The sequence below is a fragment of the Paraburkholderia sp. EG287B genome, from assembly GCF_040965595.1.
Classification (GTDB): Bacteria; Pseudomonadota; Gammaproteobacteria; order Burkholderiales; family Burkholderiaceae; genus Paraburkholderia.
In genome coordinates, this window is record NZ_JBFRCG010000003.1 from 462,166 (window position 1) to 478,498 (window position 16,333).

14 protein-coding genes and 3 pseudogenes are annotated in these 16,333 nt (G+C 61.3%); 6 read left to right on the plus strand and 11 right to left on the minus strand.

All coding sequences use genetic code 11. The annotated features are described in order from the left end of the window. Positions 1–16: 16 nt before the first annotated feature. Both AB4Y40_RS07330 and AB4Y40_RS07335 read right to left on the minus strand, forming a co-directional pair. Positions 17–457 (minus strand): ester cyclase, encoded by a 441-nt coding sequence (locus AB4Y40_RS07330; protein WP_368687078.1) that lies wholly within the window; start codon positions 455–457, stop codon positions 17–19. After that, positions 454–1,560 carry a type 1 glutamine amidotransferase domain-containing protein gene (locus AB4Y40_RS07335; RefSeq protein WP_368687079.1) on the minus strand — a complete coding sequence of 369 codons (1,107 nt, stop codon included), beginning with the start codon at positions 1,558–1,560 and terminating at the stop codon, positions 454–456. Before AB4Y40_RS07335 ends, AB4Y40_RS07330 begins: the two co-directional genes overlap by 4 nt. A gap of 194 nt (positions 1,561–1,754) precedes the next feature. On the opposite strand from AB4Y40_RS07335, the pseudogene AB4Y40_RS07340 reads away from it, so the two are divergent. Then, positions 1,755–2,045, plus strand: a pseudogene (locus AB4Y40_RS07340) (transcriptional regulator); the annotation flags it as partial. A gap of 333 nt (positions 2,046–2,378) precedes the next feature. Here AB4Y40_RS07340 and AB4Y40_RS07345 read toward each other — a convergent pair. Further along, positions 2,379–2,696 (minus strand): hypothetical protein, encoded by a 318-nt coding sequence (locus AB4Y40_RS07345; protein WP_368687123.1) that lies wholly within the window; start codon positions 2,694–2,696, stop codon positions 2,379–2,381. On the opposite strand from AB4Y40_RS07345, the gene AB4Y40_RS07350 reads away from it, so the two are divergent. Next, positions 2,673–4,691: a hypothetical protein gene (locus tag AB4Y40_RS07350; protein WP_368687124.1), complete on the plus strand. Its 2,019-nt coding sequence runs from the start codon at positions 2,673–2,675 to the stop codon at positions 4,689–4,691. The genes AB4Y40_RS07345 and AB4Y40_RS07350 overlap by 24 nt on opposite strands. A 16-nt stretch (positions 4,692–4,707) precedes the next feature. Here AB4Y40_RS07350 and AB4Y40_RS07355 read toward each other — a convergent pair whose 3' ends face one another. Both AB4Y40_RS07355 and AB4Y40_RS07360 read right to left on the minus strand, forming a co-directional pair. Continuing rightward, positions 4,708–5,121, minus strand: a complete 414-nt coding sequence (locus tag AB4Y40_RS07355; protein ID WP_368687080.1) for a GFA family protein — start codon at positions 5,119–5,121, stop codon at positions 4,708–4,710. Between the two features lie 78 nt (positions 5,122–5,199). After that, a pseudogene (locus tag AB4Y40_RS07360) lies at positions 5,200–5,361 on the minus strand (OsmC family peroxiredoxin); the annotation flags it as partial. Between the two features lie 205 nt (positions 5,362–5,566). Between AB4Y40_RS07360 and AB4Y40_RS07365 the strand changes: the two are divergent. Beyond that, positions 5,567–8,179, plus strand: coding sequence for an MMPL family transporter (locus tag AB4Y40_RS07365; RefSeq protein WP_368687081.1), 2,613 nt, complete (start codon positions 5,567–5,569; stop codon positions 8,177–8,179). Positions 8,180–8,214: 35 nt separating this feature from the next. On the opposite strand, the gene AB4Y40_RS07370 is transcribed toward AB4Y40_RS07365, so the two are convergent. The 5 genes from AB4Y40_RS07370 to AB4Y40_RS07390 form a co-directional block, all read right to left on the minus strand. After that, the gene (locus AB4Y40_RS07370) at positions 8,215–8,739 is read right to left on the minus strand and encodes a DsbA family protein (protein ID WP_368687082.1); all 525 of its coding nucleotides are present in this window, start codon (positions 8,737–8,739) and stop codon (positions 8,215–8,217) included. Positions 8,740–8,931: 192 nt separating this feature from the next. Next, positions 8,932–10,173, minus strand: a complete 1,242-nt coding sequence (locus tag AB4Y40_RS07375; protein ID WP_368687083.1) for a PucR family transcriptional regulator — start codon at positions 10,171–10,173, stop codon at positions 8,932–8,934. Positions 10,174–10,246: 73 nt separating this feature from the next. After that, positions 10,247–11,794: a PAS domain-containing protein gene (locus tag AB4Y40_RS07380; RefSeq protein WP_368687121.1), complete on the minus strand. Its 1,548-nt coding sequence runs from the start codon at positions 11,792–11,794 to the stop codon at positions 10,247–10,249. Further along, positions 11,788–12,240: a response regulator gene (locus AB4Y40_RS07385; protein WP_368687084.1), complete on the minus strand. Its 453-nt coding sequence runs from the start codon at positions 12,238–12,240 to the stop codon at positions 11,788–11,790. Before AB4Y40_RS07385 ends, AB4Y40_RS07380 begins: the two co-directional genes overlap by 7 nt. A gap of 31 nt (positions 12,241–12,271) precedes the next feature. Further along, positions 12,272–13,753 (minus strand): PAS domain S-box protein, encoded by a 1,482-nt coding sequence (locus tag AB4Y40_RS07390; RefSeq protein WP_368687085.1) that lies wholly within the window; start codon positions 13,751–13,753, stop codon positions 12,272–12,274. 210 nt (positions 13,754–13,963) lie between these two features. Here AB4Y40_RS07390 and AB4Y40_RS07395 point away from each other — a divergent pair, with 210 nt between their 5' ends. Continuing rightward, complete coding sequence (locus AB4Y40_RS07395) at positions 13,964–14,353, plus strand: response regulator transcription factor (protein WP_368687086.1); 390 nt, start codon at positions 13,964–13,966, stop codon at positions 14,351–14,353. 62 nt (positions 14,354–14,415) lie between these two features. On the opposite strand, the gene AB4Y40_RS07400 is transcribed toward AB4Y40_RS07395, so the two are convergent. After that, positions 14,416–15,033, minus strand: a complete 618-nt coding sequence (locus tag AB4Y40_RS07400) for a response regulator transcription factor (RefSeq protein WP_368687122.1) — start codon at positions 15,031–15,033, stop codon at positions 14,416–14,418. Between the two features lie 585 nt (positions 15,034–15,618). On the opposite strand from AB4Y40_RS07400, the gene AB4Y40_RS07405 reads away from it, so the two are divergent. After that, positions 15,619–15,747 (plus strand): hypothetical protein, encoded by a 129-nt coding sequence (locus AB4Y40_RS07405; RefSeq protein ID WP_368687087.1) that lies wholly within the window; start codon positions 15,619–15,621, stop codon positions 15,745–15,747. A 7-nt stretch (positions 15,748–15,754) separates the two neighbouring features. After that, positions 15,755–16,165: pseudogene (locus tag AB4Y40_RS07410) on the plus strand (hypothetical protein); the annotation flags it as partial. Positions 16,166–16,333 lie beyond the last annotated feature (168 nt).

Genomic DNA, 16,333 nt, shown 5'->3' on the forward strand with positions numbered 1-16,333 from the left:
GACCCAGCGCCGCGAATCAGAATGACGTGGTGATCGTGACGCGGTCCAGGCGCCGCACGGCGAGCCGCCGGTATAGCTGGTTCTGGCACCAGAACAGCTTGACCGCCTCGATGCGATCGCTACGCGTATGCAGCAACCACGCTTCGTCGAGATCGATATGCTTTTCCTGATTGATGACGCCGAGAAATTCGCCCGCCTGCGTGCCATCGAATGTCGTCTCCACGGCCACGACATCTTCATGCGTTGCGAACATGCGCCGCGTGCTCAACGTCAAGTCCGGAAACGCGGAAAACCAGTTCTCGAAGAATCGGCGCCCTTCGGCGTGAATGGGGCCGTCGAGCGCCAGGGGAACAATGTGAATGGCGCAATGCGGGGAGCAGGATGTGAGGGCGCCGTCGACATCATGTCGGGCGAGACAGCCGATGAATGCATGGGCGACTTCGAGGGCGATGCTCATGCCGCACTCCCTTGCAGGACACCGAGTTTGCGCAACACCGCTTCCGCACAGGCCTCATCGGACATCTGATTCTGTGCCGTCAGCAAATGACGGTCAACCACCACATGAGACACCCACGGGGGCGCTTCGTCATAGACAACGCCTCGATTCTTCAACTCGCTTTCGAGAAACCACGGCGGCCGTCGCAGTCCGACTATCGCCTGGTCTTCTTCCTCATTGCTGAATGCCGCCACCCGATAGCCGTCGAACAGCCACCCACCGTCGGGACCGTTGCCGACCGAAAGCAGCGCGGCGGGTCCATGGCAGAGCAGCGCGATCAGGCGCCGCCGCGAATGCGCGAGGCGCAGCACGCGCTCGACATCGCGGTTGTCCGGCAGATCGACGATCGCGCCGTGTCCGCCGGGAATGAACACCGCGTCGAACGAAAGAATCTCCTCGTCCGACAGGCTGCCGAGATCGTATGGCGCGTTCAGCGCGCGATCATTTGCCAGCGAATGCGCGCAGGTTTGCGCCAGACGTTCGCTATCGTGCTTCACCGAGTCGGCCAGAACTTGTGCCCGCGCGGGCGGCACGATCATGCTGATTTTCGGCCGCGAGGCGAGCGCTTCGAGAAAGCCGATATCGTGTTTCCAGCTTTCCTTTGCCGCCGCTTCAACGTTGGTGCGCGCCAGCCCGTGCTCGATATTCGCAAACGTCAAGGCCTCGTACACGCGACGCGATGCGATCAAGTCGAGTTCCGTGAAGTGATGCAGCGTAAAGCGAATTCCTTCCGGATCGTCGGCGAACGATCTCACGATGGCGGCGAGAAAGTCCCTGTCCGTGTCGGGATAATGAAATCGGGGCTCCAGGCTGAAGGGATCGGCAATGCCGGGGCGCCCGTCCACCGTGTGGATGCGCACGTCCACGCCGGCAGCGCGAAAACGCCTGAGCGGTGTGTAGACCTCATCGGCCCAGTAGCCGGTGGGCAACGCGTCGCCGCCTTCGAGCGGAAGCTCGCGTGCGCTGGAAACGATCATCAGGATGCGCCGCATGGTGGGCCTCCTCCTCGACTGATTTATAGTCTGCGAGGAAATATCCTGCAATGCGGCCGCCCAAATGCCCATTCCTGCAACGCCGGGGCCTCGGAACCGCGCGGCGCGGCTGCGCGAAACGTATGAAAAATCGAAACTTGCGAGCGCGCCCTTCGCCGGTCGATAGAATGACGCTCGCAAAGGCAATGGATTGCAGAATTGCAAACACGGGCATCTGCGCGAGCGGTTTCCCGATGACGATGCTGACGCCACTTCGGGGCTCAATCATGCATAGATCGCCAATCAGCCAGGGGCTGAGCGATGAGGCACACCTACCCGCCGAAGCCGCAGCGGCTTACCGGTTTGGTTCGTTCCGCCTGATTCCGTCACAGAAGACCTTGCTCGACGGCGACACGCGCGTGCTGATTGGCGGTCGAGCGCTCGACTTGCTGACCGCGCTCGTCGAACGTCGCGGCGAGCTCGTCACCAAGCAAGAACTCATGGCTCGCGCGTGGCCGAAGACTGTCGTGGAGGAAGGCAATCTCAAGGTGAATATCGCGGCCTTGCGCAAAATCCTCGGCGACGGGCCCCAGGGCCAGCGCTTTATCGCGACGGTGGTTGGCCGCGGCTATCAATTCGTCGCGCCCGTCGAACGCGAAACGCTGTCGGGTGCCACGACACCGCCGCAAACGCAAACGCGTCCCCAGGTTTCGCACAACATTCCCGCCGCATTGGTTCGACCGATCGGACGCGCGAAGACGATCGACGATCTGCTGAAGCGGCTCTCGCGCAACCGGCTCCTGACGGTGACAGGGCCCGGAGGTATAGGCAAAACGACGGTCGCGCTGGCCGTTGCCCGCGAAATGGTCGAGCTGGGTGAACACGATGTCTGGTTCGTCAACCTTTCCCGGCTAGCCGACGCGCGCTTCGTACCTCATGCCGTCGCCAGCACGATTGGCCTCGTCGTTCACTCGGACGACATCCTGCACGCGCTGGCGAATTACCTGCGGCTTCGCAATCGCCCACAGCTCATCGTGCTCGACAGCTGCGAACAGATCGTCGAGGCAGCAGCAATCATCGCCGAGCGGATGATCGCGGCGGCCCCGCAAATTCATGTTCTCGCGACCAGCCGCGAGCCGCTGCACGCAACCGGCGAATACGTGTACCGGCTCGAAGCGCTCGAAAGCCCACCCGACACGGCACGCATGACGATCGACGCCGCGCGTCAATACCCCGCTGTCGAACTCTTTATCGAGCGAGCCATTGCCGCACGCGGCGACTTCGAGCCGTCCGACGAAGAGGCGCCCGTGGTCGCGCAAATCTGCCGGCGCCTCGACGGCATCGCGCTGGCAATCGAGCTTGCGGCAACGCGTCTGGATGCCTTCGGCATTCGGGAATTGCTCGCTTTGCTCGACGACCGCTTTGCTGCGCTCGCACAGGGGCGACGCACGACTCCGGAGCGGCAGAGAACGTTGCTGGCCACACTCGACTGGAGCCATCAGTTGTTGCCCGCCGTCGAACGGGTCGTGCTGCGCCGGTTGGGCATATTTCCGGGCGTCTTTTCGCTCGCATCTGCGGCTGCCGTCGTGAGCGACGAAAACCTGCCTTACGCCAGTGTGATCGATGCAGTGGCAAGCCTCGTGTCGAAGTCGCTGCTGTCGGCAAACGTCGCCAACGATCCCTTGCGATATCGTCTGCTCGACACTACGCGTGACTACGCGAGACGCAAGCTTGCAGATGCGAATGAACTGGAGCGGGTCTCCCGTCGCCACGCCGGGCATTTTCATGATTGGTACGCGCGTGTCACGGATTGCTGGAACCGGCCGCCCGATCCACGCTGGCTGGCCAATCACATCGCCACGATCGACGACGTCAGAGCCGCACTGAACTGGGCATTCTCCGCGCACGGCGATACATCGCTGGGCATTGCGCTCACCGTTGCCGCTATTCCCGCGTGGATCCGGCTCTCCTCGCTAGACGAATGCCGCAGTCGCATCGAGGATGCGCTTCATCGCGCGGATGCGCGCTCGCCCGCGCTCGACAGGCAGCGGATGAAACTCTACACGGCACTTGCCGCCTCGGCACTCTATACGCGCGGCATGGTCTCGCAAGTCGACGCTGCATGCACCGCCGCACTGGCCATTGCGGAACGGCTCGACGACAAGGAATATCAATTGCGTTCGTTGTTCGCCGCCTGTTGCGGCCTGGTGTATTCAGGAAGACACCGTGCCGCCGACGAACGGCTGCAGCAGTTCCGCGCCATTGCGAACGGAACACAGAATGAGACCGCGATGTCGGAAGGGAACCGGCTCACCGCGTTTGCGTGGCATCACATGGGCAAGCAAGCCGAGGCTCGGCGGTTGCTCGAGCGTGTGCTCGAATGGTACGACTCGCCCCTCCATCAGTCGCAACTCTCCGCCAACCATGTAAGCGGAAGCGAGGGAACCCGTTCGTTGATGGCCAGCGTCCTGTGGACGCTGGGCTGTCCGGAACGAGCGCTCAAGGAAGCGCATCAGGCGCTCTTCGACGCACAGGAAAGTGGCCATACGCTGACGATTGGCTATGTGCTCGTGTTTGCCTTCGTTCCGCTCGCGCTCTACGCAGGCGATCTCGCCGCGGCGGAAGACGCCCTGATCAGGTTGCAGGACACCGTGGCAAAGCACGGGTTAGCCCTCTTCGAGGCGATGGCGCGCGGTCTTCATGGTGCGTTTCTGATCGAGAAAGGGAACCCTGACGGACTCCCGATCCTCTTCCAAGCATTAGTGCAACTCGAGCGCGAGCATATCGGAATGCGTTATCCGATGTTTGCGGGGATGTATGCCCGGGGCCTGCTGCGCTTTGGAGAGCACGCGCGAGCGCTCGCCACGATCGACGATGCACTGGCGTGGTCGAAGGCGCACGAAGAACTGTGGTGCATCCCGGAGTTGGTCAGGATCAAGGGCGACATACTCGCCACGCACGACGAACTCGATCCGCGCGGTGCATCCGAAGCGCTTTACCTGCACGCCATCGAAGTCGCGCAGCAGCAAGGGGCGCTGTTCCAGGAACTACGCGCGGCGAAGAGCCTCGCTCGCCTCAAGCTCAGACAAGGCAGGACCGCGCAGGTGGAGTCCGTGCTTGCGCCGATCTACGGCAAATTCACCGAAGGGCTCGAAATCGTCGATTTAAAGGAATCACGGGAGATGCTCGCCAGTGTTCGCATGGCGTCCCGCAGACTGGATTGACGAGGTCTCCCGCTCGTCACGTCGGCATGTTCGTGAATTGCGGAACGTCCAGATGGTGGAGCCATGTGTACCGGCGCTTCGTGTACATCTCCAGCACGGGCTGAATACCATCGGGATGGTCCAGGCTGCCGATCATGACGAACACCGTATCCGGAAACGCGCCTGAATTGTCTGAGAAGAGCCGGGATCCACACTCAGGACAAAAATTGCGGTCTATCCGCTTACCGGAGTCCGCTATGTAGGAGAACGAGCGCGGTTGTCCACTCAGCACGGTGAAATCACCCGCAGGAACACCGAAAAAAGTTGCCATGACCCCGCCACTCGCCTTCTGGCAATCCAGGCAATAGCAATCGGCAATAAACGTGGGATCGGCTTCGAACTCGAACTTGACGGCGCCGCACGCACATCGACCTGAGTATTTCTTTGACATGGCCTGTTACCTCATCAGTCAGGGAAGCAGAAATTTCACGCTGCAGCAGTGCACTTCATCCGGGGAGCCGTGAAACGATCAGGTCTCTAGCTTCGCGTCCATCGTGATGGTGGCGTTCAAGGCCTTCGACACCGGGCAGCCGGCCTTCGCATCGGCGGCGGCCTTTTCGAACACCTGCTTGTCTCCGCCGGGGATGTTCACCACCACATCGAGGTGTGAAGCGGTCACCGCAAAGCCGCCATGCTGTCCTCCTGTCATGTCGGACTCGAAACCATTTCGCCAGCCAACGTTAATGCAATTCGGCTGATCGCTGCTGCGACTCGTGCATGGATGAAAGCCGTTCGAGTGCGATATCGACGGATCGGCAGCGTCCCGACCCCGTGCGGACGCGTTTTGACTAACTACGCTACACTGGGGTGTCCGTCGCGCCCGAACCTTCGCCATCATGTCGTCGGTTGTCCATCTCGTGTCATGGTCCATCCGTCACCGGATCAGCGTGATCGCGCTATCGCTCGTCCTCGTGCTGCTGAGCGGTCATTACGTCTCCCATCACTTCAGGATCAACACGGCCACCGACCGGCTATTGACTGTCGACAAGCGGTGGGACGCCTTGTCCACGTCGCTCGATCGCGCCTTTCCGCAACGGGGGGGCTCCATTCTCGTCGTGGTCGAATCGAATGCGCCGGAATTCGCCGACACCGCCGCCAGCGAACTTGCCAATGCACTGCGAACGGACACGCACCGGTTCGTTGCGGTGACGCAGCCGGGCGCCGGTCCCTTCTTCGAACGCAACGGGTTGCTTTTTCTCCCGTTGCGCGACGTACGGTCGACGACGTCGCAGTTGACGCAAGCGCGCTCGTTGCTCAACGCACTCGCGCATGACCCCAGTCTGACCGGTCTCGCCAACCTGCTGACGACCACCCTGCTTTTGCCGCTGCAAATCGGGAGGGTCAAGCTGGAGCAGATGGCCCCGCTTCTCGATCAAAGCGCGGATGCCATGGACCGCGTGCTAGCGAACCAGACCGCCGCTTTTTCATGGCGTTCGTTGACCGATTCCCACGCGAGGTCACCCGCACGCGCATTCGTACTCGTGCAGCCCGTCCTGGATTACGCATCGCTGCGGGCAGGCGGCAACGCAACGGCATTGATACGCGAGACGGCCGCCTCGCTGCATCTCGATACGAGATTTGGCGCACGCGTGCGCCTTACTGGCGAACGACCGCTCGCCGACGACGAATTCGCATCGGTTCAGGACGGTGCGGCATTCAACGGCGCCGTGACACTGCTCGTCGTGCTCGGCATTCTCTGGGTTGCGCTGCGGTCCGCCAAACTGGTGCTGGCCGTTTCCCTCTGCCTCGTCGTGGGATTGCTCATCACCGCAGCGTTAGGGCTGGTGATGGTGAACGCCTTCAACATGATCTCGGTCGCGTTCATGGTGCTGTTCGTCGGCCTGGGCGTCGACTTCGGTGTACAGTTCACCGTGAGGTATCGGGAAGAGCACGACAAGGACGGTCGTATCCCCGTCTCATTGATGAATACGGCCAATACGCTAGGCGGCCGCTTGTCCCTCGCGGCGATTGCAGTCGCCGTTAGCTTCTTTTCGTTTATTCCGACTGCTTATCGCGGCGTGTCGGAACTGGGCAAGATCGCCGGGGTGGGAATGATCGTCGCCTGGCTCACCAGTGTGACGCTCTTGCCCGCGCTCATCAGCGTGCTGCAGCCCGGAGACGAAAAAACGTCGCCAGGCTTCAAGCGGCTTGCCGGAACCGACGACTTCCTCGACAGGCATCGCAAAGCCATGTTGGCCGTGGCCGCGGTCGTCATTCTCGGCGCGTCACCCTTGTTGCTGCACCTGCGCTTCGATTTCAATCCACTGCATCTCAAGGATCCACACACGGAATCGATGGCCACCCTGCTCGCACTGAAAGACTCGCCCGAAATTGGCATCAACAATGTGCGCGTGATGGCGAATTCCTTGACCGAAGCCGATGCGATCGCCGCTCGCTTGTCAAAGCTGCCGCAGGTGGGCAGAACGGTCACGCTAACCACTTTCATCCCGGCAGACCAGCCAGAAAAACTCGCCGTGATTGCAGACGCAGCCCGGGTATTGGACCCCGTCCTGGCGCAGCCGCCTGCGCCGCCGGCAAGCGACGCCGTTCGCGTCGACGCCTTGCGCCGGGCGGCCAACCAGCTGTCGCTTGCGGCAGAGGATCATCCCGGGCCCGGCGCCGCCGAGGCGAAGCGGCTCTCACGCACGCTGACCCGCCTCGCCGATGCCTCGAGCACGACACGCGATCGCGCCGACCATGCGATGACGGCACCGTTGAAGATCGCGCTCGCGCAACTCGCCGCGCTGCTCGATCCTGCCGGGATAACCCGCGCCAATTTGCCGACCGGGATCGCAAGGGACTGGGTCGCCGCCGACGGCAAGGCAATCGTGGAAATTTCTCCCCGCGTCCCGAGCGGGGTCGACCCAAACGATGACGCGCTATTGCGAAGCTTCGCAGACGCAGTGAGCGCTGCAGAACCGAATGCGATCGGCGGTCCGATTTCGATTTTGTATTCGGCCAATCTCGTCATCAAGGCGTTTCTTCAGGCGAGCGGATACGCCCTGCTAGCGATCGTCGCCATTTTGTGGATTGCGCTGCGCCGGGTCGACGACATCCTTCGAACCGTTGTGCCGTTGCTCGTTTCCGCGCTTTTGACGCTCGAATTATCCGTCGCGCTGGGTCTGCAACTGAACTTCGCGAACATCATCGCGTTGCCGCTCATGCTTGGCGTCGGCGTCGCGTTCAAGATCTACTATGTGATCGCCTGGCGAGGCGGCGCAACACGGCTACTGGAATCCAGCCTGACTTATGCCGTTGTCTTCAGCGCAGCGACAACCGGCGCAGCGTTCGGTAGCCTGTGGTTTTCACACCATCCCGGAACATCGAGTCTGGGCGCGTTGCTCGCGCTGTCGCTTGTGTCTACGCTGATAGGCGCGGTGATATTTCAGCCCGTGTTGATGGGACGGCCTCGCGCGGCACAGTTCAAAACGCTGGCGTCCGCCGACTGATGCGGCATGTGTGAAACCGGACGGCGCTACGATCGCTAGCGTCTCGCTGCACCCTGCAAAGCTTCGAGCAAGCTTCGGGCGTCGTGCTCTCCGCCGTAGAGATGGCCGTTGATAAACAGTGTGGGCGTCCCATGCACCCCACTCCGAATGCCACTCGCGAAGTCGTTCTGAATGCGCTCGTCGTAACGGCCGCTGAACGCAGCGGTCAAACTGTCAGGGGGAAGACTCAGTTCAGCAGCGTACCGCGCGAGGCTCTGATCCCCCAGGGACCGCTGATTCTCGTACAACCTGTTGTGTGCGGGCCAAAACTGGCCGACGGCAGCGGCGGCTTCCGAGAACTCCGCCGCATGCAGGGCATGAGCATGCAGTTCGGTCAACGGGAAGTGCCGGAAAACGAATCGCAACTTAGCTCCCATCGCTTGCCGGACTGCCGTGATGACACCGTGCATGGCCCCGCAATACGGGCATTCGAAATCTCCGTACTCGACGAGCGTGACGGGCGCGTCGATCTTGCCTTGCGCGTGATCGAGCGGTCCAACGGATGGCGTAAGTCTGCTCATGAGCTGTCCTGTTGCGGGCTGCAATCGGCTGCTTCGCGCCAGTCGGTTCTGGCGGCGCCTCGTTCAGGTAGCTTAGGTCGATTCACGTTACCCGAACAACTATCTGATCGGTTAATCGAAGCGCTCACGAGACGCTGCGGACTAAACCTTTGTATAGTGAGAGCACCACCCGATCTGAGCCGCAACGGCAGCTCACATCGTCGCCCGGCGCAGCTTCAGAGCGATATCGAGCTTCTCGATCCAGCCGACGTCGTCGAGGCTCGCCCCAAGCAGCGCCTCTATGCGTTCCATCCTGTAGTTCAACGTGTTTGGATGAATGCCAAGGGCGGCCGCTGACTGGCCGCGCCGCTGCCCCTGTTCGAAATAAGTCTGCAGCGTGGCCACCAGTTCAGGCTCGTTGGCCAGCTGTTCGAGCAGGGAGACGAGGTAGCGCCGCGCATTCGAGGCGTGACGCGCGCTTTCTTCAATGAGGATACTCGAATACATTGCGACCTGCGACTGACCCTGGCTCCTGGGGGTGAAGTCCAATGCCCTGATCGCTTCGTCGACCGTGGCCGCCCAACCGGACGCGCCTTCGTTCATCAGGCCAACGCCGATACGACGAAACTCCGGCACCGCAGTCGCCAGCGTACCGGCCCGTTCCGCCGTCAGGCGATCGATACGGTTGATCGAATCGCCTCGCAGGCAGGGCGCCCACAGAATCAGCCGGCCACGATGCCACGCCCGCACCAGATCGCCTGGCGCGGCAGCGAGATGACGCGCTGACGCCAGTGCGATACGGTCGAGTTCCCGTTCGCGTTCGTAGGACGTGTGCTCGGGCAGTTCGATATCGATGGCGAGCGCCACCCGTGGCGCAGTGGAGTCGAGACCCAGCGCCTCCACGGTTTCCCGAAAGCCGTCGTGATCTTCCGGTGTGTAAAAGACAATGTTGTAAAGCTGATGACGCAATGCCTCGCGCCAGCGCGCTTGCTGATACTGCTCCTCGAGATAGCTTTGCGCGATGCTCTGCGCCATGACGTCGAAAAAGTCGAAGAGGTACGGCGAGATGACGAACAGCAATTCGTCGACGAGGTTTCCATCGTCCTCGCCCAGCGCAATGTAGGTGCGCCAGATCTCGCGCGATCCGAGCCGGAACGCCCGTAGCACGGATTGCAGCGGCACGCGCTGGTGAACGCGGCGGCGGCCGAATTCCCGGAAGCGATCCATGTCTTCCGCCGATGGCGGATTTGCGGTCAGAAGCGACTGGAACCACAAACGGGCCGTCAAGTCGATCGACGCCGCAATGTCCTGCCTGACCGATGCCATCAGATTCTCGTAACCTTCTACGCTCATCAGCGTCTCATACATGCGCTCGTTCACGGCTGTCGGGTTGGCTGCAAGCAAAGCCGTGCGTTCGCGCAAGCTCGCGCTGATCGTCGGGATGCTGACTATCATGAGTGGATTCTTCCCTGAAGATGAACCTGCAACTGGCAACGGCACGGTTTTTGGCTATTGCGCAATATACGCCTCAACTCGCCTCGATCGGCAGTGTGAAACGGAAGACGGTACCATGCGGTTCACGAGGCATGACCGATAGTTGTCCGCCGTGCGCTTCGACAATCGAGCGGCTAATGGAGAGTCCCATGCCCATTCCATTGGGTTTGGTGGTGTAGAACGAGCGGAACAATTGGTCCGTACCCCCAACTGGCAGTCCAGCACCGGTGTCCCAGACCTCGACGATCACTTCGTTCGAATCACGCCGCTCGGTGACGATCGTCAGCTCGCGCATCCTGTCACTCACCCCGCTCATGGCCTCCGACGCGTTCATGACAAGATTGACGATCACCTGCTGCATCTTGACCCGATCCCCGCAGACAGGCGGCAGGTTCTCCGAAAGCCGTGTCTGCAAGCGCACGCTGTTCCTCTGCAACTCGGCGTTGATCAGGGCAAGCACTTCGACAATGGCCTCGTTGATATCGACCGGATCCTCGCGCGGCGGCGCCTGCTTGACGAGCGATCGCACGTGGCCAACGACTTCCACGACCCGGTTGCCCTGCTTGAGAATGTGATTCAGCGACTGCCGCGCCTCCTCGAGTTCCGGAGGCTGGGCATCCAGCCATCGCAGTCCCGCCGTCGCATGCATGACGACGGCGGACACAGGCTGCTTGACCTCGTGCGCGATCGAGGCCGCCATTTCGCCGAGCATCAGGACGCGGTTCAGGCGCGCCATATCGGCCTGGGTTTGCTGCAACGCGTCCGCCGCCCGCTCGCGTGAATCGCGCTGCGCCTCTTCGGCCAGTTTTCGCTCCGTGACGTCGATGATCCAGCCCACCATGCGACAGGGCTGACCGGAATGGTTCCACAGCGCCTGCCCGCGAGACTGAACCCATCGGTAGTCTCCCGACACGGTGCGAATGCGATACTCGACGTCGTAGACGTTCTTGTGCTCCAGATGCGCCGACAGGCAGGCCGTCACCCGATCGATATCGTCCGGATGGATGGCCTCGTGATGAACGCTCGCTTCATTGGGCGGATCGCTTTCCCCATAGCCCATGATTTCCTTGAAATGAGGCGAGAAGTACATCGCGCCCGTCTGCGGATTCCAGTCCCACAAGCCCGCCGTCGCCCCGCTCACCGCGAGCTGAAAGCGCTCTTCGCTCGCCCTTAGCTCCACCGCGACGCGATGGCGTTCGATTGCGTAACGGATCGCGCGACTCAGTTCCGACGCGCGGATATCCTTCTTGAGAAGATAGTCCTGTGCGCCGTGCTGGATGGACAGCAGACCGACCGAAATATCATCCAGTCCGGTGAGAACCAGCACCGGCATGTCGGGCGCCATTTGCTGGAATTTCTTGAAGGTATCGAGCCCCCCGTTTGCGTCCGGCAGTCCCAGGTCGAGGATCACCACGTCGAAGTGCGCGGTCCGCGCACGCGCGACGCCCTCCGCCATGGACTCGGTGCGCACCACGTGGTACCTGAACTCCACCACGTCCTCGAGCACCCTGTCGATCAACAGCGCATCGGTCGCGCTGTCCTCGATCAGGAGGATACGGATTTCACGATCGATCTTCACGATTTGACGGGAGGCAGCGTCACGACGCCAAGCCAGAAGTCGTTGATGCTGCGCACGACCTGAACGAATTTCTCGAAATCCACGGGCTTGGTGATGTAGCAGTTGGCATGCAGGCCATATGACTTCGCCACATCCTCCTCGGCTTTGGACGTGGTCAGCACGACGACAGGAATGTTTTTCAATTCCGGATCGGTCTTCAGTTCCTGAAGCACTTCCTGGCCGCTCTTTCGTGGAAGATTGAGGTCGAGGATGATCAAGCCGGGACGGGGCGCGTTCGCATGTTTTCCTTCGCGTTTGAGGAACTCGATGGCTTCCACGCCGTCCTCCGCAATGTGTAGCGGATTGAGCACCTTGTAATAATCCAGCGCCTCACGCGTCATCATCACGTCCGTGGGGCTATCCTCCACCATCAGGATATGGAACATCTGCTCGCTATTTTCGGAAAGCATCGTCGTTGTCTCCTCTCTTTCGTGACTGGCTTCATATTGCGTTCTTGATGCCCAGCGTGAAAAAGAACGCCGCGCCTTCCTCCGGAACCGATTCGACCCAGATCTGGCCGCCGTGCTGCTCGACGATCCGCTTGCACAGCGCGAGGCCGATCCCGGTGCCCGGATACTGTGCGCGCGTGTGCAGGCGTTGAAAGACCAGAAAAATCCGCTCGTAGTACTGCGGATCGATACCGATCCCGTTGTCCTTGACCCAGAATAGCCAGCCCTCGCCCTCGCGCCTCGCACCCACGTCGATCCGGACAGGACGCGTCTTGTCGCGGAACTTGATGGCGTTGCCGATGAGATTCTGGAACAGCAGCGCAAGGTGCGTCGGAATCGCCAGCAGGGAGGGCAGCGCTTCCCGCCTCACCTCGGCGCCGCTTTCCTCCATCATGACGCTCAGGCTCTTGAGCGCCTGATCGAGTATCTGTGCGCAGTCAGTCAGCTGGCGTGCGTCGTCGGAGCGGCCGACCCGCGAATAGGCGAGCAGATCATTGATGAGCGCCTGCATCCGCGTCGCGCCGTCCACCGCGTGTGCAATGAATTCATCGGCACGGTCGTCCAGTTGCCCCTTGTAGCGCATCTGCAGCATCTGCAAGGGGCCGGCAACGGCCCGCAGCGGTTCCTGGAGATCGTGGGAAGCGAGGTAGGCAAACTGTTCGAGGTCCTTGTTCGAGCGGCCCAATTCGTCGGTTTTTCTCAGCAGTTCCTCTTCCGCGTGCTTGCGGGACGTGATGTCGACCACGGCCGCGAGGACGAATTTCCCTTCGTCGGTCGACAGCGGATTCAGGCCGATCTCGACGGGAAATTCCGAGCCGTCCCTGCGTCGCGCGTAAAGATCCCGGCCCGCTCCCATCGGACGGGTCTTCAGGTCGCTGTAGAACGCATCACGGTAGTCCGGGTGGCGGGAACGGAAGCGTTCGGGAACGAGTACTTCGATGCTCTGGCCAACCAGTTCATCGCGGGGATAGCCGAACAGCTTTTCGGTCTGAGCATTCACGAGGACGATCTGGCCATCGCGGTCCAGCATGACCATCGCGTTGGGCGCCGCTTCCACGACCTGCCGGAAGCGTTCCTCCTGCCTCCTGCGCCCGGTAATGTCGACGACGGCTGCCAGCACGAAAGTGCCCTCGTCGGTCGAGACCGGATTGAGTCCGATCTCGACGGGGAATTCGGAGCCGTCCTTGCGCATTGCGTAGAGGTCGCGGCCGGTCCCCATCGGACGGCTCTTCAGGTCAGTGTAGTAGGCGCTCCGGAAATCCGGGTGCCCGGACCGGAAGCGCTCGGGCACGAGCGCTTCGATACCTCGCGTCATCAATTCCGCACGCGCATATCCGAACAGCTTCTCCGCCTGCGCATTCACAAGAACGATTCTGCCGGCACGGTCCACCATCACCATGGCGTTAGGAGCCGCCTCCACGACTTGCCGAAAGAGCTCGTTGGTCAGGCCGCTCAGTTCCTTGCGTTGCTCCATCTGACCTCCCGACAGGAATTCTCGTTCTCAAATTCGGAGCACACGCGCGACCTTCGAAAGAGAAGTATCCGGAAAATGCCTGGCACTCCATCACGTGTGCTACATACATCCGTATTATTCCGGTTCCGGCATGTGCGTACTATTCTTCGCAATGCGCCACCAATATCTTCTGGACACTTTTCCCTCTTCTCGACGATCGGGGTCTTTCTCGTGGATACGTCTGAGGTTGTTACGATCGTTGACGACGATGAGGCCGTCCGTATCGCGACTGCGAACCTGGTGCGTTCGTTGGGCTGGAACGTACGCACCTTTGCATCTGCCGAAGCCTTCCTCGAATCCGGACACGTCGAAGACACCTCCTGCCTGATCTCCGACGTACGCATGCCCGGCATGTCCGGGGTCGCGCTGCACGCCCGGCTTCGTAGCCAGGGGAACGCGCCACCCACCATTTTCATCACCGCCTTTCCAACGCCCGACCTGCACGCCGAAGTCATCGAGAACGGCGCACTGGTCCTGCTCGAGAAGCCCGTTGCCGCCGATGACGTGGTGCGCTGGCTCAGCCTCGCGTTGAAGCAGCCGCCGCCGCAGGGCAATCCGTAAGGCCCGAACGGTTCGTCCTGCTTTGCGCGATGGCGCCGAACGTCCTGAACACGGCAACGCGATCAGGAGGGTCCTGCCACTTGCGGCTTGAGGCCAAGTGCTTCCGCCTTTCTGACGAGATCCGGAACGGAGTGCGCAGCCAGTTTTCTCATCGCGTGCCCCCGGTGAATCTTCACGGTGACTTCGCTGAGTTTCATCTGCGCGGCAATCTGCTTGTTCATCAGGCCCGAGATGACATAACGAACGACCTCCTGTTCGCGTACCGTCAACGAAGCATAGGAAGCACGCAGCGCGGCAAGCGCCTGTTCGGCCTGCACGCGCTCGCCGTCGCGCGCCAGGGCGTCGGTCACGGCATCGAGAATCTCCTGGTCCCGAAACGGCTTGGCGAGAAAATCGAACGCTCCGGCCTTCATGGCTCTGACCGACATCGCAACGTCGGCATATCCGGTCATGAACACGATCGGCATGCGGATTTCGCTTTTCGCAAGCTCCTTCTGAAACGCAAGACCCGTTTCCCCCTGCAGCCTGACATCGAGAATCAGGCAACTCGGCACACACTGCTTCGGGAACGCGAGAAACTCGCGGCAGGCCGAGAACGTCGCCACATGCAATCCCGCTGAGCGCAGGAGTGCCTTGAGTGCGACTCGCACCGCTTCATCATCGTCGATCACGTACACCATCGACGGCGGACCATCGGACGCGCCTCCTGTCGAGGTCAAGCCAGATCCTGCACTCAACGGCTTCTCCTTGTTTCAGGTCTTTCGTGCGGTCCTCAGGGCCGATTGGTCAGGCCCCATACTCAATGCGGCCAAATCGAGCCTCGTCACTTGATCAGCTTTTTGAAAGCTTGCACAGGCGAACCGAATGACGCCCCACGAATAGCGACGAATGAACAATAGCGCAGCGCCTGCCCGGCGACAAACATGCAAGTGATTGCCGGATTAAGGCGTTGGTCTGAGACGACTATATCTTCGTATAGCCGACGCCGGTGGCACGCGGTCACTCGCTTCGTCGCAAGACTTCGCGCTTCCTGACGACCTGCGACGCCCCGCTGCCGCCGGCACCCTTGCTGCACTCCGGCGCGGACGAACCAGGCATACCCCTGTATGAACCGCTCACGCGAATGAAGAACCACGCCACCCGTTCGTACGATGGTTTTTCTGGCCTTGCGCGCGTACCTTTGGTGTCGTCGACGGCAAGCAATCCAGCTTCCACCGCCGCGCACTCGATGACCCACGATATCCGGTCACCGTTAGGAGTCCACGATGTTCAGTACGCTACATACATGGATTTTCGTGGGCAGCAACGCGTATGTCGAGTACACGTTCGTCCCGTGGCTCAACCGGAGCGTCTATCGCAGAACCGTCGATCTCAGTTTGATCTGTGTTCAGTAGGTCAGCCATGCACACCAGTCAATTTTTGAGCGATCAGGAAATCTTCGACCGCTCCGTCAAGCACCTGCTTTCGCAACGGCGCACCGGGATTCTCGCAAACGGAGGCGCTGCGTACCGCGGTCCATGCGGCGGGTGTCCCGTTGGCAGCTTCATCCGGCCAGCCGATTACCGCTCCGCGATAGAGGGGGTTCCGGTACGCTACCTGCCCGGGTCCGCGATCGGCTGGCCCCGTTACATGGACGCCGGCGTCGCCGCATTGTGCAAGGCATTGCTGCATGCCGGGATCAATATCTACGACAAACGCACGGTCGCACTGCTGATCTGTCTGCAGAACGTTCACGACATCTACGGCGTCTGGGAGTGGCCGGACAGGCTGCTAGCGATTGCGCGTGAGTACGGTCTGAGCGGCGAATGCATTCTTTCGGTTCGCGAACAGCACTCACCGCCTACGCGCCCGACGCACGCCCGCGATTCCCCGCGCCGGCGTTCGATGACGCTGCCCCCTCGCGAACTGCCAACCTGATCGCGAGGCGCCCACGATCCTCACGTGGCATCTGATGCGGGAAGCGGCACTCATGACGTCCCC